Origin of the sequence: Flavobacterium arsenatis, from assembly GCF_031456785.1 — a bacterium.
Classification (GTDB): domain Bacteria; phylum Bacteroidota; class Bacteroidia; order Flavobacteriales; family Flavobacteriaceae; genus Flavobacterium; species Flavobacterium arsenatis.
The window spans coordinates 98,976-122,605 of sequence record NZ_JAVDVI010000007.1; the positions used below are offsets into that span (position 1 = coordinate 98,976).

19 protein-coding genes are annotated in these 23,630 nt (G+C 34.4%); 13 read left to right on the plus strand and 6 right to left on the minus strand.

The features are described from left to right. The first annotated feature begins 67 nt into the window (after positions 1-67). The 7 genes from J2X31_RS09475 (at position 68) to ctlX (ending at position 12,045) form a co-directional block, all read left to right on the plus strand. On the plus strand, positions 68-829 hold the full coding sequence (locus tag J2X31_RS09475) for a LytR/AlgR family response regulator transcription factor (protein ID WP_310026301.1): 762 nt from the start codon (positions 68-70) through the stop codon (positions 827-829). A gap of 102 nt (positions 830-931) precedes the next feature. Further along, on the plus strand, positions 932-3,988 hold the full coding sequence (locus tag J2X31_RS09480) for a DUF7619 domain-containing protein (protein WP_310026302.1): 3,057 nt from the start codon (positions 932-934) through the stop codon (positions 3,986-3,988). Positions 3,989-4,172: 184 nt separating this feature from the next. After that, complete coding sequence (locus J2X31_RS09485) at positions 4,173-8,075, plus strand: leucine-rich repeat domain-containing protein (protein ID WP_310026304.1); 3,903 nt, start codon at positions 4,173-4,175, stop codon at positions 8,073-8,075. Between the two features lie 199 nt (positions 8,076-8,274). After that, a complete protein-coding gene (locus J2X31_RS09490; RefSeq protein WP_310026305.1) occupies positions 8,275-9,558 on the plus strand; it encodes a citrate synthase in 1,284 nt (427 codons plus the stop codon). A gap of 179 nt (positions 9,559-9,737) precedes the next feature. Further along, complete coding sequence (locus tag J2X31_RS09495) at positions 9,738-10,652, plus strand: dimethylarginine dimethylaminohydrolase family protein (RefSeq protein ID WP_310026306.1); 915 nt, start codon at positions 9,738-9,740, stop codon at positions 10,650-10,652. A 44-nt stretch (positions 10,653-10,696) separates the two neighbouring features. After that, a complete protein-coding gene (locus tag J2X31_RS09500) occupies positions 10,697-11,065 on the plus strand; it encodes a four helix bundle protein (RefSeq protein ID WP_310026307.1) in 369 nt (122 codons plus the stop codon). Between the two features lie 44 nt (positions 11,066-11,109). Further along, a complete protein-coding gene (gene ctlX / locus J2X31_RS09505) occupies positions 11,110-12,045 on the plus strand; it encodes a citrulline utilization hydrolase CtlX (protein ID WP_310026309.1) in 936 nt (311 codons plus the stop codon). An 85-nt stretch (positions 12,046-12,130) separates the two neighbouring features. Here the strand turns inward: ctlX and J2X31_RS09510 are convergent, their stop codons facing one another. The 3 genes from J2X31_RS09510 to J2X31_RS09520 all read right to left on the minus strand — a co-directional run bounded on the left by J2X31_RS09510 (position 12,131) and on the right by J2X31_RS09520 (position 15,775). After that, the gene (locus tag J2X31_RS09510) at positions 12,131-14,611 is read right to left on the minus strand and encodes a DUF5686 and carboxypeptidase regulatory-like domain-containing protein (protein WP_310026311.1); all 2,481 of its coding nucleotides are present in this window, start codon (positions 14,609-14,611) and stop codon (positions 12,131-12,133) included. A gap of 112 nt (positions 14,612-14,723) precedes the next feature. Then, entirely contained in the window at positions 14,724-15,137 is a 414-nt protein-coding gene (gene aroQ, locus J2X31_RS09515; RefSeq protein WP_310026314.1) for a type II 3-dehydroquinate dehydratase, read from the minus strand. A 95-nt stretch (positions 15,138-15,232) separates the two neighbouring features. Further along, positions 15,233-15,775 (minus strand): porin family protein, encoded by a 543-nt coding sequence (locus J2X31_RS09520; RefSeq protein WP_310026316.1) that lies wholly within the window; start codon positions 15,773-15,775, stop codon positions 15,233-15,235. A gap of 330 nt (positions 15,776-16,105) precedes the next feature. Between J2X31_RS09520 and J2X31_RS09525 the strand changes: the two genes are divergently transcribed. From J2X31_RS09525 to J2X31_RS09550, 6 genes are all read left to right on the plus strand, one after another. Then, on the plus strand, positions 16,106-16,699 hold the full coding sequence (locus tag J2X31_RS09525) for a porin family protein (protein WP_310026317.1): 594 nt from the start codon (positions 16,106-16,108) through the stop codon (positions 16,697-16,699). Positions 16,700-16,946: 247 nt separating this feature from the next. Then, positions 16,947-17,552 carry a porin family protein gene (locus J2X31_RS09530; protein ID WP_310026318.1) on the plus strand — a complete coding sequence of 202 codons (606 nt, stop codon included), beginning with the start codon at positions 16,947-16,949 and terminating at the stop codon, positions 17,550-17,552. A 133-nt stretch (positions 17,553-17,685) separates the two neighbouring features. Further along, positions 17,686-18,108, plus strand: coding sequence for a hypothetical protein (locus J2X31_RS09535; RefSeq protein WP_310026319.1), 423 nt, complete (start codon positions 17,686-17,688; stop codon positions 18,106-18,108). Positions 18,109-18,197: 89 nt separating this feature from the next. Continuing rightward, complete coding sequence (gene xerD, locus J2X31_RS09540) at positions 18,198-19,094, plus strand: site-specific tyrosine recombinase XerD (protein ID WP_310026472.1); 897 nt, start codon at positions 18,198-18,200, stop codon at positions 19,092-19,094. A gap of 83 nt (positions 19,095-19,177) precedes the next feature. Then, the gene (locus tag J2X31_RS09545; protein ID WP_310026320.1) at positions 19,178-20,698 is read left to right on the plus strand and encodes a sensor histidine kinase; all 1,521 of its coding nucleotides are present in this window, start codon (positions 19,178-19,180) and stop codon (positions 20,696-20,698) included. Continuing rightward, a complete protein-coding gene (locus tag J2X31_RS09550) occupies positions 20,685-21,080 on the plus strand; it encodes a response regulator (RefSeq protein ID WP_310026322.1) in 396 nt (131 codons plus the stop codon). Before J2X31_RS09545 ends, J2X31_RS09550 begins: the two co-directional genes overlap by 14 nt. A 54-nt stretch (positions 21,081-21,134) precedes the next feature. Here J2X31_RS09550 and rny read toward each other — a convergent pair whose 3' ends face one another. From rny to J2X31_RS09570, 3 genes are all read right to left on the minus strand, one after another. Further along, entirely contained in the window at positions 21,135-22,700 is a 1,566-nt protein-coding gene (gene rny / locus J2X31_RS09555; RefSeq protein ID WP_310026323.1) for a ribonuclease Y, read from the minus strand. Positions 22,701-22,909: 209 nt separating this feature from the next. Then, positions 22,910-23,203, minus strand: a complete 294-nt coding sequence (locus J2X31_RS09565) for a cell division protein ZapA (protein WP_310026325.1) — start codon at positions 23,201-23,203, stop codon at positions 22,910-22,912. A gap of 5 nt (positions 23,204-23,208) precedes the next feature. Then, positions 23,209-23,499: a coiled-coil domain-containing protein gene (locus J2X31_RS09570; protein ID WP_310026326.1), complete on the minus strand. Its 291-nt coding sequence runs from the start codon at positions 23,497-23,499 to the stop codon at positions 23,209-23,211. Positions 23,500-23,630: the final 131 nt, after the last annotated feature.

Genomic DNA, 23,630 nt, shown 5'->3' on the forward strand with positions numbered 1-23,630 from the left:
AAAGATTGAAAGATTGAAAGATTGAAAGATTGAAAGATTGAAAGATTTCCAATAGATAAATAACGATATGATTACAGCTTTACTTATAGACGACGATCAAAATTTACGCAACGGAATGAAGGGACTTCTGGCTCGATATGCTCCAGAAATTCAAATTTTAGGCGAAGCCGATTCGGTGAAAACAGGAATTGAAGCCATGGATAAATTCAAACCACAGGTGGTTTTTTTAGATATCCAACTTGGTGACGGAACAGGATTTGACATCTTGGAACAACTGGCGTTGAAAAACGGAAAATCGTCTTCGCATATTGTTTTTATTACGGCTCACGAACAGTATGCCATAAAAGCATTCCGTTTTAGCGCCTTGGATTTCTTGTTGAAACCCGTGGATCCGGAAGAATTGCAGAAAGTTGTCGAGAAGATAAAAAACGTTTTGAAGCAAAACGACGGATATGCCCATATTGATTTGCTGTTGGAAAACATCAGAAAGAAAGTAGATAATTTCAAAAGGATAGCACTTTCGACTTCAGATGGGATCCATCTTTTTGAAATCAGCGATATTATTCGATGTGAAAGTGAGGATAATTATACCAAGTTCTACATCAAAAACAACAAGCCGATTATGATTTCGAAAACCTTGAAGGAATACGAAGAAATGCTGACGGAACACGGGTTTGAACGCATCCATCAATCGCACTTGATTAATCTTTCCTACTTGAAATCATATATCAAAAAAGATGGAGGTTATGTAGTGATGGCCGATAATTCGAACCTTCCGATATCGCAACGAAAAAAAGAACGGTTGCAGGAATTGTTGAAGACGATTTAGGTAAATTCTAATTCAAAACCTGCAAATACTCATTGAGACACAATTGATACTAAATGAAAATTATCTTTATACCTTGAATTAGCATTCATAAATACCCTGAATATGAAAAAAATTTTACTCTTATTGTTGTTGATTACCGCTCGTTTCTATGGTCAAGTAGAGATCAATCAGCCCACTACACTTTCATTTTGTGATATTGGTAATGATGGCGTTGAAACTTTTGATTTGACATCCGTTGTTCCCGAAATTCTAGGAACCTTGAATCCATCAGAATATTTGATTACTTACTATTCAACCCAGAGTGGAGCACAAAGTGAGGATATTGAAAGTTTGATTTTATTTCCTGCCAATCATACGATCCTAACCGGTCCTTCAACTGCGTATTTTAGAGTTGAAGAAATAGCGGATCCAGAAAACTTTGCCTGGACTTTTCTCCACATGCAAGTTGTGCCTTTGCCTGTTTTTAATATTGACGACGTAGTAATGTGTCAAGGAACTGCTGCTTTTATGTATTCAGGATTAAATGCAGGTTTTTATAGTTTTCAGTGGTTTTCAGGAAATACCCCTATCCCAGGTGAGACAACTACTGCTTTCCAGACAACAGAATCGGGAACTTATAAATTACTTGTGACAGACCTTGTAACAGGATGCAGTTATGAAGATAGTAGTGTGGTAACGGTTATTCCTGCTCCAACTGCGGAAATCACGGACTATTCTCTAATGGATCAATTAGCTGTTTTTACTATTTCTGGGACACCTTCGGCAAATGTTACCTATAGTGTCGATAGCATTCCGACTACGGTTGTTTTGAATGCCACAGGAGTTGTTACAATCACACATCCAATTTCCACTCCAAATACAGTGATTTGTTTAATAGAAGTAACAGGTTCATCGATACCATCCTGTACTGCGATACTCTCAAGTTGTGTTACCCTTGAGGATTCCACTGAAATTGTAAATATTCCTGATGCCAATTTTAAGGCGAAGTTGTTGGCGGCAAGTACTACCAATGAAATAGCCAAGGATTTGAACGGAAATTGGATAGCGGTGGATGTAAATGATGATGGTGAGATTCAATATTCAGAAGCGCTAACTGTTTCCTTTCTTGATGTTCAATTAGGAGGTATAGCTTCAATGCAGGGAATTGAAAGCTTTACTAATTTATTGGAAATTGATTGCAGTCTTAATGAGCTAAATTCTTTAAATATTAGTAGTTTAATAAACTTGCAGCATTTAAAATGTCGTAATAATCCAATAACAGAATTGCAACTAGCGAATAATGTTGATTTGTTATCTTTAGAAGTAGGAGGTAGTACTATTTCCAATATAAATTTAGGTGGGAATATTAGTATAACTAAATTGCATATAGAGAATACATTAATTGAAAGTTTTAATCTTGGAAATTTAATAAATCTAACAGATTTAGCCTACTCGCCAGGGTATACAAATTTTATTGGTTTTGAGAATAAATCAGGTATAACTTCACTATCCATCTTTCAAGATAATTTCACTACGTTTAATTTTTTTCTTTTCCCAAATTTAATAAGTGTAGGCTGTAATGATACTTCTATAGAAGGTATAGATTTATCATACAATCTATTGCTAACTAGTTTAAATGTAAGTAATAATGATTCTTTAGGGATGCTAAATTTAAAAAATGGGGGGCCTAATTTGAGTAGTTATCAAATCCTATCAAATACTCTAAACTTTGTTTGCGTTAATGATACTGTTGGTGATAATTTTATTAATTACTTAATACAATCCAATAATGGCCCTGTCAGTGTAAGCTCTTATTGCTCTTTTCTTCCTGGTGGAGATTATAACACGATAAAGGGAAAAATTAGTTATGATTTGAATTTAAATGGTTGTGATGCTCTTGATTTTCCTGCAATATTTACGAAAGTTAGTATAGAACTCGATGGTGCTTCAACTGATTTTGTACAGATTTCAGATAATCTAGGGAAGTATAATTTTTATACATCTGAAACAGGTATTTTCACAGTAACACCTCAATTGGAAAATCCATCACTTTTTACAGTTTCACCAGCAACAGTAGAGGTAGATTTTCCAATCAATAATAATTCCGTTTCAACGAATAATTTTTGTATCACGGCAAATGGCATTCATCCAGATTTAGAAGTTGTAATTGCTCCACTTGTTCCAGCACGACCAGGTTTTGATGCGGTTTATCAACTTGTTTATAAAAATAAAGGAAATCAAACGGTTGATGGATATGTAAATTTCACCTACAATGAAACCGTTCTGGATTTTGTTTCGTCTTCCATTGTTCCGCAAAATCAGTCAGACGGACACATGAATTGGGTTGTGTCAAACATAGCACCGTTTGCGTCGGGAAGTATCGACGTGACTTTAAATGTCAATTCCCCACAAGAAACTCCAGCGATAAATATTGATGATATTTTAACTTTTAATGCATTCATCGATGTAAGTACAGATGATAATTGGACAGATAATAATTTTGATTTTAGCCAAACCGTGGTAGGTTCTTTTGATCCAAACGACATCATTTGTTTGGAAGGGGAAAGTGAAGCTCCATCAGCAATTGGAAATTACCTGCATTATATTGTAAATTTCGAAAATACTGGAACAGCTCCAGCAGAAAATGTCGTGGTGAAAGTGGATATTGATGCAACTAAATATGATGTTTCAAGCTTGCAACTTTTGAATGGATCTCATCCACTGGAAGCGAGATTGAATAACAATGTAGCGGAATTCATCTTTAAAGTGATCAATCTGGAAACCAATGGACACGGAAACATTCTCTTGAAAATACGATCAAAAACATCTCTCAATGCTGGAGATACGGTTACGAAGAAAGCAAATATCTTCTTTGATTATAATTTCCCAATCCTGACAAATGATGCCAATACTACGTTTCAAGATCTTGCTGTTGAAGAACATTTATTGGATAATTCAATAAAAATTTATCCAAATCCAAGTTCTAATCTGGTGAAAATTGAAGCTGATGCTGCAATCAATTCGGTTCAGGTTTATGATATGCAAGGAAGGTTGTTGATGACCCACTTGGCAAACGATGTCAAGACAAGTATTGATATTTCGAATAAAACCAATGGCGTATATTTCTTTAAGATATATTCTGAAAAAGGAATCAAGGTTGAAAAAGTAATTAAAAAATAAGTTTGCGAAGGCAGGCATTTATTGAGGTAAATGCCTGCCTTTTGTTTTTTAGAGATTTTAGTACTTTGATTGGTAAAGCGAATTCTAATTTGAAAGCAGCGAATACTCATTCACCCCAAATGAATCAGCAAATGCGAATTATCTTTATAAAATAATTCAGCAATTAAATAAAAACACTTTAAAAATGAAAAAAATACTACTCTTACTGTTGTTAACTTTCGGGTTTGCAAACGCACAGATCATCAACATTCCGGACGCTACTTTCAAGGCGGAACTATTGGCGGCTAGTCCGACAGTTGAAAAAGCTATGAATTTTGACGATCAATGGATTAAAATTGATGCTAATAACGATGGAGAAATTCAAGAAAGCGAAGCACAACAAGTGAAGCTTTTAGCAATTTCTGAATTATTGGTGTTTAATGTTACAGGTATTGAGGGTTTTAGCAATCTTGAATCCTTGAGAATTACCACTTCTTTGATAACGACGTTAAATATTGGCGGGCTGACTAATCTCAAGTCATTGACCTGCCTTAATATGCAAATTCTTTCCACCCTAAATGTAAACGGAGCGACTAATCTGAACAATTTGATGTGCATTAGCTTGCCGAATCTTGTAACTCTAAATATTAACAATTTAACTAATCTGACTAAACTCAACTGTTTGGGAACATCAATTGTTAGTTTAAATGTTAGTGGACTTCCAAATCTTGCTGAAATTCTGTATTCAGGAAATCAACTTACAACTACTATGAATCTTAGTCAGCTTCCTAGCCTTACCAAACTGGATTGCGCTTTCAATAACCTTAGTGTTTTGACCGCCAATGAACTTACAGCCCTCACGGATTTGAATTGTTCAGGAAACCAGCTTACCAACCTGAATGGTTTTCCTAATCTCATCAAATTGAACTGTGAAAACAACAAACTTACCTCATTGAATGTAAGCAGTCTGACTGACTTGACCGAATTGTATTGTGGAGGAAACGAACTTACTAGCTTGAACGTGAACGGACTTGAAAACCTAACAACACTATCATGTGCCTACAATAAATTCGTTACTTTTAGCCTAAATGGATTACCTAATTTAGTAAACTTAGATTGTGGTAATAACAATGAACTTACCAGTGTAACGTTACAAAATTTACCTAATCTGCAGGAATTAAAAGTGATAGGGAATGTCAATGGCAGTTCAGTTCCGTTAGGACAACTGACAACTTTAAATTTGAGTGGTTTGCCTAACCTTCAAAAGTTAGATTGCAAAAATGGGGTGTTAACTTCTTTAAGTTTAGAGGGACTAAGCAGTTTAACAGAGCTGAATTGTTCTAGAAATCAAATTACTAATCTAAACGTAAGCAACTTGCCTAATCTGCAAAAATTAGTTTGCGATACGAATCCAATTTCTGCCTTAAATGTATCCAATTTGACTAACTTGGTAGAATTGACTTGTGCAGGAGGTTATGTTGTTGATGGGCAACTAACGGCACATTTGACTACTTTGGACGTTAGTGGATTAACCAATTTGAAGAAATTGTATTGTGCTTTTAGTTTGCTAACTACTTTAGATCTTACAGGTTTATCTAGCTTGGAGGAATTATATTGTGATGGTATATCTAATGATTTAGGGCAACTTGCTTCTTTGAATGTAAACGGTTTGACCAATCTGAAAAAATTGAGTTGTAATAACCAGCAACTTACTAGTTTAAATGTGAGTAATCTGACTAATCTGACCGATTTATATTGTTCCAGTAACCACATTACAAGTTTGGATTTAACGGGTTTGATTAATCTTAAAGTATTGGACTATACTTATAATCAATTGGCTAATTTGAATCTAGTTGATTTGCCTAGTCTTACAACTTTAAATTGCTCTCAAAACCAACTCGTAACTTTAAATGTACTTAATCTTGCCAGCCTTACGGATTTGAATTGTTCTTTTAACCAACTCACAACCTTAAATTTAAGCGGTTTGAATAGCCTTGTCAATCTGGACTATTCCCATAATCAGCTTACGCTTTCAAATATAAGTGGCTTGTCAACAAATTTAAAATCATTGGTATGCGATTCAAACAATTTGACTAGCTTAGATGTAAGCGGTTTGATTAATCTTGAAGGTTTAAGCTGTAACGCAAATCAACTTACGGGTTTGGATGTTAGTACTTTGGTGAATTTAAAAACGTTAACTTGTGCTAATAATCAAATTACAAGTTTAGAAGTATTCAATTCGCCTAATCTTGAAGCGTTAGATTGTAGTTATAATTTAATAGAAAACCTAAACGTATTTTGGCTCAATAATTTGAAACAATTGTATTGTATTAATAACCAGTTAACCAATTTGGATTTAAGCAATCAAAGCAATTTGAACCGCTTAGATTATTCTAATAATTTGATTCCTAATTTAAATGTAAATAATTTAACCAACTTACAAATTTTGGGATTATCAGGAACTCAAACAACGGTTCTGGATGTAAGCAATCTGAACCAGCTTAATTTTTTGTACTGCAATAACAATTTGCTCACAACATTAGATGTAAATAACGCACCATTTCTGCATGTTTTGCATTGCAACAACAATCAACTAGAAACATTATTCATAAAAAACGGAAGAAACGAACAAGATTTAAGTTATTCTGGAAATCCAAACCTAGCTTATATTTGTGCTGATGCTTCACAAATTGAAAGCATTCAAACGCAATTGAATAATTCAGGTATGAATGCTACGGTTTGCAACACCTATTGTTCTTTCACACCTGGTGGAAACAACAATACCATAACAGGAGTCACTATTTTTGACTTCAATAACAATGGATGTGATGTTGCCGATGAAGTAAATCCATTTATCCGACTTGACATAAACGACGGAACTGAAATTGGATCAACTGTAACAAACATCAACGGAACTTATAATTTTTATACCGATGCAGGTACTTTTGAAATAACGCCAAATATCGAAAATCCAACGTGGTTTGAGTTTTCTCCACCATCATCAACCTTTACCTTTACAACCGATAACAATATTGCAACACAAAATTTTTGTATTCAAGCAGTTGGCATGCATCAGGACATAGAAGTGGTTTTAGCACCTCTTGAGCCAGCTCGCCCAGGTTTTGATGCAACATACAAAGTGGTTTATAAAAACAAAGGAAATCAGATGGTTTCTGGAGCCGTAAACTTCATTTTTGATGATGCTAGAACCGATTTTATTTCGGCTGAACCAATAGCTGATGCTGTCGAAATAAATTCACTTACATGGAATTATGTCAACCTGATGCCATTTGAAAACAGAAGCATCGTGATTAGGCTTAATGTAAATGGACCTATGGAAACACCAGCCGTTAATAATGGAGATGTCTTAAACTTTACCACTTCAATAACCCCAGTTGCAGGTGATGAGTTGCCGTTGGACAATCAATTTGCATATAATCAAACTGTTGTTGGTTCCTTTGATCCAAATGATATTGTTTGTATTGAAGGCGATAATTTATCCTCATCAGAAATTGGAAACTACCTTCATTACATCGTAAATTTTGAAAATACGGGAACCGCTCCAGCCGAAAATGTAGTGGTAAAAGTAGAAATCGATACAACGAAATATGATCTCTCAAGCTTGCAACTTTTGAATGGATCTCATCCTGTTGAAGCGATGGTAAATAATAATATAGCCGAATTTATATTCAAGGCCATTAATCTGGAAACCAACGGACACGGAAATATCCTACTGAAAGTAAGATCGAAATCATCAGTAAATGAAGGAGAAACGGTAACCAAAAAAGCCAATATTTACTTCGATTATAATTTTCCAATCCTTACAAACGATGCCAATACAACGTTTCAAGATCTTTCTATTGATGAACATTTGTTTGACAATTCGATAGCGGTTTATCCAAATCCGAGTCGTGATGTAGTGAATATTGAAGCAAGTTCTGTAATCACTTCAATTCAAGTCTATGACATCCAAGGAAGATTGTTGATGACCCATTTGCCTAATGATAGTAAAACAACTATCGATATTGCCGATAAAGCAAATGGAGTTTATTTCTTTAAGATAAATTCTGATAGGGGAATCAAGGTTGAAAAAATAATTAAAAAGTAGGCATATTCAATAACCTGTTTTTTTACCCAAACCCACGGAGCCATAACCGTGGGTTTTTTAATTTTCAGTGGTATATATCAAATTTGCATAATTTATACAATAATTAACGATATCATTGCACTATTCATTTTTTAATTCAATTGCAATTCCTTAAGTTTGTTAAATTATTATTATCAAAGATAAATTATACCAAACAATTATGTCAAAAACAGCAATATTAGAGATTGATGGCAAAAAATACGAGTTTCCCGTAATTGAAGGAAGCGAAGGAGAAGTTGCAATCGATATTAACAAACTACGTGATTTAACAGGAGTTATAACAATGGATCCGGGCTATAAAAATTCAGGATCTTGCAAAAGTGACATCACTTTCCTTGACGGAGAAGAAGGGATTTTGCGTTACAGAGGTTATTCTATCGAGGATTTGGCTGAAAAGGCAAACTTCCTTGAAGTTTCTTATTTAGTGATTTTTGGAGAATTGCCAACAAAACAGCAATTGCACCAGTTTGAAGAAGACATCAGAAAATATACCTTGGTGAATGAAGAAATGAAAAACATCATCGATGGTTTTCCAAAAACAGCTCACCCAATGGGCGTTTTATCTTCATTGACAAGTGCATTGACAGCCTTCAACCCTAAAGTTGTAAATGTTGATAACGAAAAGGAAATGTACGATACAGTTTGTAAAACAATGGGTAAATTCCTTGTTTTGGCAACTTGGACGTTCAGAAAGAGTTCTGGTTTCCCGTTGAACTATTATGACAATACAAAAGGATATGTTGAGAATTTCATGCGTTTGATGTTTGAATTGCCAACAGGACCTTACACAATCAATCCGGTTGTGGTTGATGCTTTGGATAAATTGTTTATCCTTCATGCTGATCACGAGCAAAACTGTTCTACTTCGACTGTAAGAATGGTTGGTTCTTCTCAATCAGGATTATTCGCATCCATTTCTGCAGGAGTTTCAGCACTTTGGGGACCACTTCACGGAGGTGCAAACCAGGCAGTTTTAGAAATGCTTGAAGCCATCCAAAAAGATGGTGGAGATGCAGATAAATATATGGCGAAAGCAAAAGACAAAGACGATCCGTTCCGTTTGATGGGCTTTGGTCACCGAGTTTACAAAAACTTCGATCCAAGAGCAAGAATCATTAAAAAAGCGGCCGATGAGGTTCTAGCAACTCTAGGTGTTAACGATCCGGTTTTGGCTATCGCTAAAAAATTGGAAGAAGCGGCCTTGAACGACGACTACTTCAAATCAAGAAACCTATATCCAAACGTAGATTTCTATTCAGGAATCATCTATCGTGCATTGGGAATTCCAACGGATATGTTTACTGTAATGTTTGCCATCGGACGTTTACCAGGATGGATCGCACAATGGAAAGAAATGCGTTTGAACAAAGAACCAATCGGAAGACCAAGACAAATTTATACAGGTCATCCTTTAAGAGACTTTAAGGAAGTTGATAAAAGATAAGATCTATTTTTAAAATTTTAGAACCTCTCAACCGAGAGGTTTTTTTATGGAATATTTTTAAAGTTTTATTTAATCGATAATTTAACTACTATTCCAATAGGAAAACTTCAATAATCAAGTCCCTTTTTTTATATTTGCCCTACAAACGTCAACAAAATGACGCTGAAAAGCCAAAAGCTATGTTGCAATTAAATGTAAAAAACGAAACATCCAGATTAAGGGCTGTTGTTCTAGGTTCAGCAGTAAACAATGGTCCAACACCAACTGCAGAAGAAGCCTATGATCCAAAATCTTTAGAACATATTCTGGCAGGAACATATCCGGTTGAAGAAGATATGGTGAATGAAATGGAAGCTTTCAACAAAGTATTCGAGAAATATGATGTGAAGGTTTTTCGTCCGGAAATGATTGAAAACTACAATCAGATCTTCTCAAGAGACATAGGATTTGTTATCGATGATATTTTCATAAAAGCTAATATCTTGCCCGATCGCGAACGAGAATTGGATGCCATTCAATACATAATCAATCAAATCGATCCTAAAAAAGTGGTCCGTCCTCCAGAAGAAGTGCATATTGAAGGTGGCGATGTCATGCTTTGGAACGAATATATATTCATCGGAACCTACAAAGGAAGCGATTATAAGGATTATATCACAGCAAGAACCAATTGGCAAGGTGTGGAATACATCCGAAATTTGTTCCCAAATAAAATCGTGAAGGAATTCGATTTGGTAAAATCAAAAATCGAAGCCAGAGACAATGCTCTTCATTTAGATTGTTGCTTTCAACCTGTTGGAACCGACAAAGGAATCATCTATAAAAGTGGTTTCCGTGAAGAAGCCGATTATATGTATCTGGTGAATATTTTCGGAAAGGAAAATCTGTTCCATATTACACGAGAGGAAATGTACCACATGAATTCTAATGTATTTTCCATCGCACCAGATGTAGTGGTTTCCGAAAAAAACTTTACGAGACTAAACAATTGGTTGAGAGAAAAAGGTTTTACAGTCGAAGAAATTCCGTATGCTGAAATTGCCAAACAGGAAGGACTTTTGAGATGTTCGACTTTGCCTTTGATTAGAGAATAGTTGAGTTGTCAGTTGTAGGTTATAAGTTGTAAGTCACTCAAATTATGAAAAGTTATAAAGATTTAGATGTATATAAGCTAGGATTAGAGTTGTTTTACTTGTCGCATGCTTATTCCTTGCAATTGCCTAAATATGAAATGTATGAATTAGGAAGCCAATTGAGAAGATCTTCGGATTCAGTTCCGACAAATATTGTTGAAGGTTACGGAAGGAAAAGATATAAGGCTGATTTTATAAAATTTTTGACGTATTCTTGGGCGAGTTGTCTCGAAACAGTTTTTCACATTGAAAAAATTATTAAATTATATCCCAATGTAATTTTAAATCATGAAGAATTAATAGGTAGATGTAATGAATTAAGTGCTAAAATTTACAACTTTATAAAATATGTTGAAGAAAATTGGAAGACCTAGAAGGAATACCTACAACATATAACTCACAACTTATAACAAAAGATATGAAACAAACTACCAATTCCATATTAATGATTCGTCCTATAGCTTTCAGGATGAACGAACAAACTGCCGTAAATAATTATTATCAGAAAGTGCTTGACGGACTTTTGCCAGCAACTGTAAACGCAAAAGCACAACAAGAATTTGATACTTTCGTAGAAAAACTTCGCAATGTTGGCGTTGATGTAACCGTTGTTGACGATACCTTAAATCCAGACACACCAGACTCTATTTTTCCGAACAACTGGATTTCGTTTCACGAAAATGCTGACGTAGCCTTATATCCGATGTTTGCTGAAAACCGCAGACAAGAACGCCGTGAAGAAATCCTGGATTTACTAGAAGAAAAAGGTTTCCAGATTGATAATATTGTAGACTATACAGAAGCAGAAGACGATGGTTTTTTCTTGGAAGGAACCGGAAGTTTGTTGCTTGACCGTGCCAATAAAAAAGCCTATTGTGCCTTGTCGCCAAGAGCAGATGAGGAATTGTTTATCGAGTTCTGTGAAGATTTCGATTTGGCACCAGTCATTTTTGAAGCTTTTCAAACCGTAAATGGAGAAAGAAAACTAATCTATCATACCAATGTAATGATGTGTTTGGGCGAAACTTTTGCAGTTATTTGTGCAGATTGTATCGATGACAAGAAAGAACGAAAAATGGTTTTGGATAATCTGAAAGAAGATGGAAAAGAAATCATTTTGATTACCGAAGATCAAGTAAATAATTTTGCAGGAAACATGCTCGAAGTTCGAGGAGCAAACGATAAGCGATATTTGGTCATGAGTGCCGCTGCTCATCAAAGTCTGACACCAAAACAAATCGAGCAATTAGAAAAACATGCCGAAATTTTAAGCTCAAGCCTCGACACTATTGAAGCTTGTGGAGGTGGAAGTGCAAGATGCATGATGGCAGAAATTTTTCTTCCGAAGGATTAAGTAAAAAAACCAAAATATGAAATCCCAAATTCCAAGTTTTTAGTATTGGAATTTGGGATTTCTTTTTTGGAATTTAGAATTATCCTTACTCAAGTATATTCAGAAACTTCAAACCAAAAACAACTCCGTCTCCAATATACCCGTTTTGGTAGGAACGAACATAATCAACTCGAAGCATTTTGAATTTCCCAAAGCCTAATCGGTCCAAACCAACCGAAAATTCCTGATAGGGTTTTCTATCGGTTGTAGCCAAATTGTGGAATCCAAGAATAAGTGTCGTGTTCAATTTATTCAACAAAGGAATTTTATTCATAATGAAACCGTTGTCGTTGTGCTCAAAATGCGATTCAAAGTAGGACTTGTTTGTGCTGTTTGAATAATAAGGCATCAGATTAAAAACATTCAGATAACGATCAGCTGTTCCAATATGGGTTTGATTTCCGTTGAAGTGTTTGTAGTCGATAAACGAAATATTATCAGCATCAAAAAAGGTTCCACCTTTCAAGTTAATCGAAAGAGTTCCTTTGTTTCCTAATGTTTTGTCATAATAGACTGATCCTGAAACGGCTTGGAATTCATACGCTTTATCTGTTGCTGCAAATGCCTTTTCGTAGTTGAAAGTCACTGTTGGATATTTATTGTTTCTAATATTGAATCTTCCATCAGGTCGTGAAATGTATTTCTGTCCGAAATTGATCCTTCCAGAAAGAGAAGCTTTCACCAAATGATGCTGTTCAAAAGGAGCATTCAAATAATCATCCGGAGCCAACGGATTGTTCGAAGTAAACAAATCACTGTCTTTGATAATTACATAATCAGTATTGTTGAAAAGCGGTTTTCTTTGTTCATATTCTAACTTTCCATTCAAATACAAACCATTTACAACATTCTGTCCATAATTAATTTGGGCAAATTCCTTGTTGTAAATTTTCATATAATTGTCCTTGAAAAACAAGGAGCTTACAGTATTTACAAATTTAGAAATTGGTTCTGCACTATTGAACTGACTGACTGTGCTTCCTCCAGAAACACTGATTGCGGCATAGTTCTGATTGTTGAATCTGTGGTAGTAGCTTCCCATAACCCTAAGCCTGTCTTCTGCAAAACCATAATTGAAAACAGAATTGATATAGGTGTATTTTCCGTTTTCCTCGTTCCATTTTCTGAATGAGAAGCCAGAATTCAGGTTCCAACCTTGAACGGTGTTGTAGCTCGTTGAGGCTAAATCCATAATTCCAGCATAATTGAACGACCATTTGTCTATCGATTTCTTATAAGTATAACCCGAAATGATATCAAAAATTTTAAATTTGTTTCCTTTTGCATCAATCGAATCTAAGTATTTTTCTGATTTTCTCAACGTTTGAAGGCTGTCTTTCTTTACATAGTCATTGCTTTCTTCTAAAGTCAAAGGAACTGGTCGGTAGGCATTCCAATAGACTGAATCTTTTTTGTTGGCATTTTCTTCAAAGCTCAAGATTTCATTCGTGAATGTTTTCTTTTCAAATTGATCTGGAAATTCATAATTACTAAAAACGTGGGTAAATTTCCCTAGAAACTTCACTCCAAAAGCACCAGCTGTAAATTCAAGGCTTTGAAGGTTTTTCGACCAAATGTGTGTCGTTTTATTGTAGTTGTAATTCTGTTTCAAATTCATCACATCCATAAATTCCTGATGCGATCTGTATCCTTTCACATCAACATCAACGCCATAAATCGCCCAAGAATCTTCAACTATATAGATGTAACCTTCAAAAACAGGTTCTCTGTCGCGTCTTGGAATGATCTTGATTTTATTGATCATTTGATTGTTTTCATCTTGGAACGTTCCTTCCAAAACAAATTTGTAGTAGCTGAAGGCATTATCTGCAATTGGAGAAATCATGTTTGCCCCAAAAGAGAGAGTGTTTTTATAAAAGTCGAAATTGGTTCCCCTGGCAGAATTATAGCTAAAACCATTGTCGTTTCCACTGATTTTCGAAGCGATGATTTTTTCCTTGAAATTATCGGGTTTTTCAAACATAATTTTAGAAACGGTTTCAGAAAGATAAACAATGCCACTTCCTGTTGAGTCTAAAGAACCATCCAAATTTCCAATTTCTTGCCCCATGAATTTTTTAGGAACATTTTTAAGTTTAAACATTCCACGGGAGTAAAAATCAGCCTTGAAACGACCTGTATTGTCGGCATTTTCTTTCTTTGCTGCAATGGCTTTTCGGATAACAGCATTTGCGGGATCCTCTTTTCTGTTGATGACCACTTCCGCAAGCGAAATGTTTTCTTCCTCTAATTTGACATCCAAAACAAAAGGAAATTTATCAATGTTGATGGTTTTCTTTTGTGTTTTATAACCCAGATATTGAAAAACGATGGTGTGTTTTCCAGCTGTTCTAACATTCAGTTCGTATTGTCCGGCCTCGTTTGATGAAGTTCCGTTATAAGTGTTTTCTACAAAAATAGAAACAACAGGTAAAGGAAGATTTTTGTCGTCGGTGACAGTTCCTTTAATTTGAGAAAAGAGGCTAAAGCTCGAAAAAAGCAAAAGTAGGGTAGAGATTTGTTTCATTGTATATTGTTTTATGGTAAGACGAATATATCAATAGAAAGGTTGTATCTACAATTTAATTAACATGATTTTACATATTTTTCGAAGGAATTATGACTTTTAATAGAATATTTTAAAGGAATGATTGTATTGCTAGACTATAACTCTGAAGCCCAAAGCCAAGAATCACTCCTTTTGCATTGGGTGAAATATAGGAATGATGCCTGAATTCCTCCCTTGAGAAAGTATTGGAAATATGCACTTCAATTACTGGAGTTGTAATTGCTTTTACGGCATCTCCAATTCCAACTGAAGTATGAGTATAAGCGGCTGCATTTAAAATGATTCCATCAAATGAAAAACCTGTTTCTTGTATTTTGCTGATGATTTCACCTTCAATATTGCTTTGAAAATGGTGCAAATCTACGTTTGGAAATTTCAATCGCAATTGTTGAAGATAATCTTCAAAAGTTTGATTGCCATAAATTTCAGGTTCTCTTTTTCCTAATAAGTTAAGATTCGGACCGTTGATGATGATGAGTTGCATTTTTGTTTTTTAGTAAAAATAGTAAAATTGAAGTTTTATGCAACAAAAAAGCCGTTCCAAATTTTGAAACGGCTTCTTAAATATTTTTTATTGAATTAGAATTTCAATCCAACAGAAAGCTGAATTACTTGATTGGTAATTTTAGCATCTTTTGAAGTGTCAGTCAAACCTGCAACATATCGGGCTTGCACGAATACGTTATTTGTAATGTCAAATGCCAAGCCTCCAAGTGCGGCAAAGTCAAATGATTTTGTTTCTAATTGATCTTCTACGCTTGGAGAACTATCATTTATTAGAAATGAAAACTGTGGACCGGCTTCAAGGCTCAATTTATCAGAAATCAAATAGAATTTAGCCAATACAGGAACTGAAATATAGTCCAGTTTAAAATCGCCAACACCGTCTACTTTTGTTCCTTGTGAAGAATAAAGTAATTCAGGTTGTACAGAGAAATTTTCAAACACGTTGATTTCTACCAATCCACCAACGTGAAAGCTTGTCAGGTTGTCTCCTTCAAATCCTTCTCCGTCTAGCTTAGCAAAATTAGCTCCTGCTTTAACTCCGAAATCTATTCCTTGAGCATTCATGCTCGTTGAACCGGCAACAAATAGGATTGCCATAATAAATAACTTTTTCATAATGTCTAGGGGTTTTAGTTTATGTAAAATTATCTAAATAAGTTCTTACAAATTATTAAAATTATATTAAAAGGTATTAAAATTTAAAGCTCTCTTTTTTATTAACACAATAATTTTCCCCCTATATTTTATTAACATTTTATAAATGAGTTTATTCTTTTTTTAAGCCATTTTTATTGTATTATATTGTAAATGCTTTATGTATTAAGGCATAAGGAAGTTTTTAAAAACATTTGATTGTTGATAACTTTGTTGATAACTGAAATAATTCAATTCAATCTCAACCGTAAATTAATATAAATTTGAATAAACAATTTTAAAACAAAAAACATGAAAAAAGTTATTTTATCAGCATTAGCCGTAATGACATTCGGTTTTGCTAACGCACAGGAAGGAAATGGAAATGGTGGATTCTCTAAAGGGTCAATGTTTATTTCAGGAGCTTTATCAATTGAATCTACCAAAACAGGTGAAGCTAAATCTTCAGGATTTGAAATCGAGCCAAGATTCGGTTACTTTGTGACTGATAATATTGCCATTGGTGGAAAACTAGGCTTTGGAACTAGCAAAGCAGAAGTTGCTGGTGTTGATACTGTAGATAATTCAGCATTTACAGTTGGAGCATTTGGAAGATATTATTTTACTCCAGCTTCTCAATTTTCTTTGTTCGGTCAAGCAGGTTTAGACTATAGCTCAATTAAAAATAATTTGCCAGGTGCAGATTTTAAAGCAAACGAAATTGGTATTAACGTTGGACTAGGTTTGAGCTATTTCGTATCTAATGATTGGGCTATCGAGGCAACTTGGGCAGGTTTAGGATATACTTCTAACGATAATGGTGGAGATGGAGCAGAAAAAACTAGTACATTTGGTTTAGGTGCCGATTTGAGAGCTATTAGCTTTGGAGTTGTTTACAAATTCTAATTCAACTTTAATAGATTTAAAACCACGCAATTTGCGTGGTTTTTTTATATCCTAAAATTATAATTAATAGTTGTTTCAGGTGTTTGTTTTTTCAATTTGGTGGATTATTTTAAGGACATTTTGTTGGCAAATATGCAATCAAATGCTTCGTTTAAATCAGGATTTAGTGAGATTTTTTTTCGACTAATGAGATTGGTATAAAGAAAATTCGTATATATTTGTTACCTAATTAATAAAAACAAATAAAATGAAAAAAATTATTCTATCAGTTTTTACGGTTTTAACTTTCGGATTAGTAAATGCTCAAGAAATTAATTATGGAGCAAAAGCAGGTCTTAATATTGCTACAATAGTTGGCGATGTAGAAGAAGATTTAGAATCAAAAGTAGGCTTTCATCTTGGAGGTTTCGTCGAATTTAAAATTAGCGAAAAATTTTCAATTCAGCCCGAATTGCTTTATTCTCAACAAGGAACAAAACTTGAGTATACTGAGTCTGATGGTTTTGAAAACTATACCATTAAAGCTACTGCAAAATATGATTACCTGAACATTCCAGTGATGGCAAAATATTATGTTGCGAATGGTTTTAATCTGCAAGCTGGACCTCAAATAGGATTTTTAGTAGGTGCAAAAGATAAAGTAGAAGTAGAGTCAATAGCATTGGAAGTGGATGCTAAAGACAATCTTAATAAATTAGATTTTGGTCTAAATTTTGGAGCAGGTTATGATTTTACTAATAAAATTTTTGCGGAAGTAAGATACAATTTAGGCTTGAGTGAATTAGGAAAAGATGAAGAAGGTCTAGAAGGAAAAAACAGTGTCTTTCAAATCTCATTAGGATTTAAGTTCTAATATTTTTATAACGACCCATAGTTAAACCACGCAATTAGCGTGGTTTTTTTATGCTCAAAAATCACTACTGTTAGGTATTTTTATTGGTTTTAAGTAAAAGTAACTTTGTTTCAATAACTTAAAATCAAAACAAATGAAAACAATTAAATTATTTTTTATGCTAACGATTGTCTGTTTGACGATTGTTTCATGTGGTTCGGATGACAGTGGTTCAGACACAGGTGGGGGTGGTAATGTTATTGTGGGTAATTGGAAATATATCGGTGATCTCGATGAAACAGGATTTGAACTATCAGAAAATGAACCTTGCGATGACGAATTTATGCTATTCAACTCTAATGGAACTTTTAAGTTTACCTATATGTATTGTGGTTTTGATACTGAAATTTATGAGGGACAATGGCAAAAAATGGGTGCAGCAAATATCTATAAACTTTCGCTTGACGATATGACAGAAGAGTATAAAGTCCTTTTCTCAGAAAACAATACTAGAATGACCGTTTATGAAGAAGAATTTGAAGATGGGTTTTATGCTTCGGTTTATCAAAGGCAATAAGAATTGTAGTGGTTTTTATAGAAATGTCAGAAAGCCTTTCTTTGAACAGAAAGGTTTTTTTATTGCCAATAATTCTCGTAATTTGCCACATGAGCTGGAAATCATTCATCAAAAGTTATCAATCCTATTTAAAAATCGAAAGAGGATTATCGCAAAACACAATCGATAATTATTCTTTTGATATTGAGCGGCTTTGTAATTTCTTGGATGAAAATCAAATAGAAATTTCGCCCATAAAAATCAGCGAAGAAACACTACAGCAATTCATTTACGAAATTTCAAAGCAGGTAAATCCAAGATCCCAAGCGAGAATAATTTCCGGATTGAAAAGTTTTTTCAGCTACCTGATTTTTGAAGATTACAGAACAGAAAATCCTCTAGAATTAATTGAAACTCCCAGAATAGGAAGAAAATTGCCTGATACTTTATCGATCGAAGATATCGACAGGTTGATTGGAGCCATCGATTTGAGTTCCAACGAAGGCGAACGAAACCGGGCAATGCTCGAAACCCTATACGGTTGTGGGCTTCGCGTTTCAGAACTAACCGAGTTGAAAATTTCTGATTTGTTTTTTGAGGAAGGATTTCTAAAAGTTACAGGAAAAGGAAACAAGCAAAGGTTTGTTCCTATTGGAAAATTGACAGAAAAATACATCCAAATTTATAGAAATACGGTCAGGAATCATCTCAACATTCAAAAAGGTCATGAAGACACTTTGTTTCTCAACCGAAGAGGAAAGCAACTCACACGAGCAATGATTTTCACCATAATTAAGGATTTGGCTGTAAAAATAAACCTTAACAAAGTCATAAGTCCACACACTTTGCGACATTCCTTTGCAACACATCTTCTCGAAAATGGAGCCGATTTGCGTTCCATACAATTGATGCTTGGTCACGAATCAATCACAACCACAGAAATTTATGTCCACATGGATAGGAAACATTTGTCGGAGATTGTCAATGCATTTCATCCAAGAAAATGATTCCTATGTAAATTTTGCGTAAATTTGCACCCGTTTAATACGAGTATTTCGTCTTTTCAAAATGTTCAGCCCCAATTAAATACATGAAATTAGATAAATTCCCGGATTCATTTAGACGGAAAGAGAAGATAGTTTTCTATGACAAGCTCTTGTCTCAAATTCCTGATTTAATTTTTCAAATGACAATTACCAATAATGGAATCATAAAGTTTCCGTTTTTGAGTGAATCTGTCATAAGTCATTTTGAACTAACGGAAGCCGAAATAGAGCAAAACACTATCGAAGTTCTTCAGAAAAAAATTATTCCTGAAGACTTTAATACTTTTCTGGATTCCATTCAAAAAGCAAAACTGAATTTTGAAACCTGGTTTTTTGATTTCAGATGCAACCTCCCAACAAAAGGATTAAGATGGTATAGGGTTAATGCCACAATAGAAAAACACGGGGATGATTTTGTGTTTTACGGACGCGTTAGCGATAATACCGAAAATGTAAAGCAGGAATTAAAATTAAAAATTTCAGAAGAACGATATGAGTTTGCCTTGCAAGCTACTTCAGAGGGAATTTGGGATCTTAATGTGGCAACAAATCAAGTATTTTTTTCGTCTCAATCCATGAAAATGTTGGGTTTCGAAGAAAAAGATGCCATGCTTTCAATTGATAAATGGGACAATAGAATTCATCCGGATGATATCGAAAAATATCAAAAAGACATCAAATATCATTTTGAAAATAAGACGCCTTTCTATAAAAACCTTCAAAGAGTTCTGACTAATGATGGAACTTACAGATGGATTTTAAGCAAGGGAAAAGTTATTGAGCGAGATTCTTTAGGAACACCTTTGAGGGTTATTGGGATGCATTCTGATATTTCAAGGCAGATTGAAAAGGAACATGAACTCAAAAGAACACTTGAAATATTAAGTGAACAGAACAAACGATTGCTGAATTTTGCACATATTGTATCGCATAATTTGAGATCGCATGCGGGAAATTTCAAGATGCTTTTGGATATAATTGAATCCGAAACCGATCAGGATATAAAGGACGAAAGTCTTCTTTATATGCGAACCAACTCTAATGATCTAACTGAGACGATAGAAAATCTTAAGGAATTGGTTGATATTCATTCAGATTTAAAGCCCATTAGAGAGCATCTTAATTTGTCTCAATATTTAAGAAAGATGATTAATTTGTTGAATGATGAATTTATAAAACACAAAGTTGATATTCAAATTAATATTCCAGATGATGCAACAGTTTATTTCAATCCGGCTTATTTGGAAAGTATTTTATTGAATTTTTCGACAAATGCCGTAAAATATTCTCATCCGGAAAGAATACCAAAAATACATTATCATTTAGAGTCTGCAAATGGCGTTAAAGTCCTTTCGATATCCGATAACGGACTAGGAATTGATTTGGAAAAAAACGGAGATGCACTTTTTGGTATGTATAAAACGTTTCACAGGCACCCAAATTCAAGAGGAATTGGGTTGTTTATGTCGAAGAATCAAATTGAAGCAATGGGGGGGAGAATAAAAGTGGAAAGTAAAGTGAACGTAGGTTCGTGTTTTAAAATTTATTTTAATGAAGAATTATAAGAAAGTGTTTGTGGTTGATGATGACAAGATTTATCACTTTATTTTGAAGAATCTGCTGAGTAAAAATGAGATTTCAATATGTCCATGTTTTTGCGAAAATGGGTTGGATGCATTGGAAATTCTCAAGGAGAAAATCAGCACTAATAATATTCCAGATGTGATAATGCTAGACATAAACATGCCAATTATGGACGGATGGCAATTTCTTGAAGAGTATAAGAAGCTTAAAGCCGATTTTAATCTGCAGATGCCAATTTACCTCATAACTTCTTCGAATGATGTTTTAGATGTAAATAGGGCTAAAGTCTATGAAAATGAAATCTCCGATTATTTCCTCAAACCAATAAACGAAGCTGATATCTGCAAGATATTTTTAAATTAAAGGCATAAAAAAAACGCCTCGATTGAGGCGTTTTTTTTTATATAATTAGTTTTGTTATTTAGCAATATTCACTGCTCTAGTTTCCCTGATAACAGTAACCTTAACCTGACCAGGATATGTCATTTCGGTTTGAATTTTCTGCGAAATATCAAATGATAGAGTAGAAGCATTATCGTCTGAAACTTTTTCACTTTCTACGATAACACGTAGTTCTCTACCGGCTTGAATCGCATAGGCATTTTTCACACCATGGAATCCGAATGCAATTTCTTCCAAGTCTTTCAAACGTTGGATGTAAGAATCCAAAACCTGACGTCTAGCACCTGGTCTAGCACCTGAAATCGCATCACAAACCTGAACAATTGGCGAAAGCAATGATTTCATTTCAATCTCGTCGTGGTGAGCTCCAATGGCGTTGCAAACTTCTTCTTTTTCTCCATATTTTTCAGCCCATTGCATACCTAATAATGCGTGAGGCAAATCGCTTTCTGTGTCCGGAACTTTACCAATATCGTGTAATAAACCTGCTCTTTTGGCTAATTTTACGTTTAATCCTAATTCAGCTGCCATGATACCGCAAAGTTTAGAAACCTCACGTGAGTGTTGCAATAAATTTTGTCCGTAAGAAGAACGGTATTTCATTCTACCGACTACTTTGATCAATTCAGGATGCAAACCGTGGATGCCTAAATCAATAACGGTTCTTTTTCCAACTTCAATGATTTCATCGTCAATTTGTTTTGTAGTTTTGGCCACAACTTCTTCAATTCTCGCTGGGTGAATCCTTCCATCAGTAACCAATTTATGTAGAGCCAAACGAGCAATTTCTCTTCTAACAGGATCAAAACAAGAAAGGATAATCGCTTCTGGAGTATCGTCAACTATAATTTCTACACCAGTTGCAGCTTCCAAAGCACGGATATTTCTACCTTCACGACCAATGATTCTACCTTTAACATCATCTGATTCAATGTTGAAAACCGAAACGCAATTTTCCACTGCTTCTTCCGTCCCAACTCTTTGTATTGTGTTGATGATGATTTTCTTGGCTTCTTGTTGAGCGGTAAGTTTTGCTTCTTCCAGAGTATCTTGCAAATAAGACATTGCACTGCTTTTGGCTTCTGCTTTTAAACCTTCAACCAATTGATTTTTAGCTTCTTCCGCCGAAAGTCCAGAGATAACTTCCAATTGCTCCAGCTGACTTTTGTGCATTTTATCAACTTCAAGCTGCTTCCTGTCAAGCATCTCTATTTTAGAAAGATATTCTTTGGTTTTAGCTTCAAAATCATCGTTGATCTTTTTGGCTTTAGCCAATTCATTCGAAACTAAAGATTCTTTGTCGCGAACTCTTTTTTCAACCTCTGCAACTTTTTTATCTCTTCCAAGAATTACTTGTTCGTGTTCTGCTTTTAGCTCAATAAATTTTTCTTTTGCCTGAAGGATCTTGTCTTTTTTGATGTTTTCGGCTTCAAGGTTTGCATCTTTTAAGATCGATGTGGCTTCTTTTTTTGCATTCTTAATTAAGTTGGAAACATTGCTTTTTTCCATCATCTTTGCGATAAGAAAACCTCCCGCAAGACCCACAATTCCTACTATAACTATAATTAGTGTACTGTCCATTTTGTTTTTGTTTTTGTATATAAAAAAAGCCTACATTAGATTGATTGTATAAACTCGTAAGGACAAGTTTTGAGCTAACTCGTTGTTCAAGCTTCCGTACTTAAACGGCTTGCTATAGTAACGATGATTTGCTCATTCTAAATTGTTAGTGTTGAGTTTACCAAATATGAACTAATGTAGGCAGTATTTTAGTCTATGTTAAAGAACGTTTATTTGTCGAGATATTGTGCTAATAAATTATTTATCTTCTGTAATCTTTCATTGGTTTCCGTGTTGTCTGTCGATTTGTCAATTTGCTTTTGCTCCAGTTGAGAGGCAAATTGCAAAGCACACATGGCTAGAACATCCTGTTTGTCCCGAACAGCATAGTTTTCTTCGAATTGCTTAATCATTATATCAATTTTTTTCGAAGCACTTCTCAATCCTTCTTCCTGCGACATATCCACCGTTAACGGATAGACTCTATCGGCAATTGATATTTTAATTTTAAGCTTTTCGTCCATATTTACTAGTCAGACAACTGTGCAATACAGTAATCAATTTCACGAATTAATGAATTTATCTTAAGCTTTGTATCTCTTTTATTATCTTCACTGCCAAGCAACGAATTGGCCATCTTGAGTGTTTCATACTTTCCTTTCAAGGTTTCAATCTCACGGGATTGATTTTGTATGATCGTTGCAGATTTTTGTAATTCCTGTTCTAGCTCCTTCGAAGTCCTCTCTAAATTGTCCAATTTAGTAAAAAGTTTCGAAAGCCTATTTTCAAGAGTATCAACAATTTCCGCAATTTCACTCATTGATGCAATATTCATTACTTAATCTCACAAAGTTAGTATTCCTATTTTATTATACAATATTTTTAATTGTTTTTTATAAATTTTCTTATCATTTGCTATAATAATTTGAAAAATAGCCAGTTATAAATGAT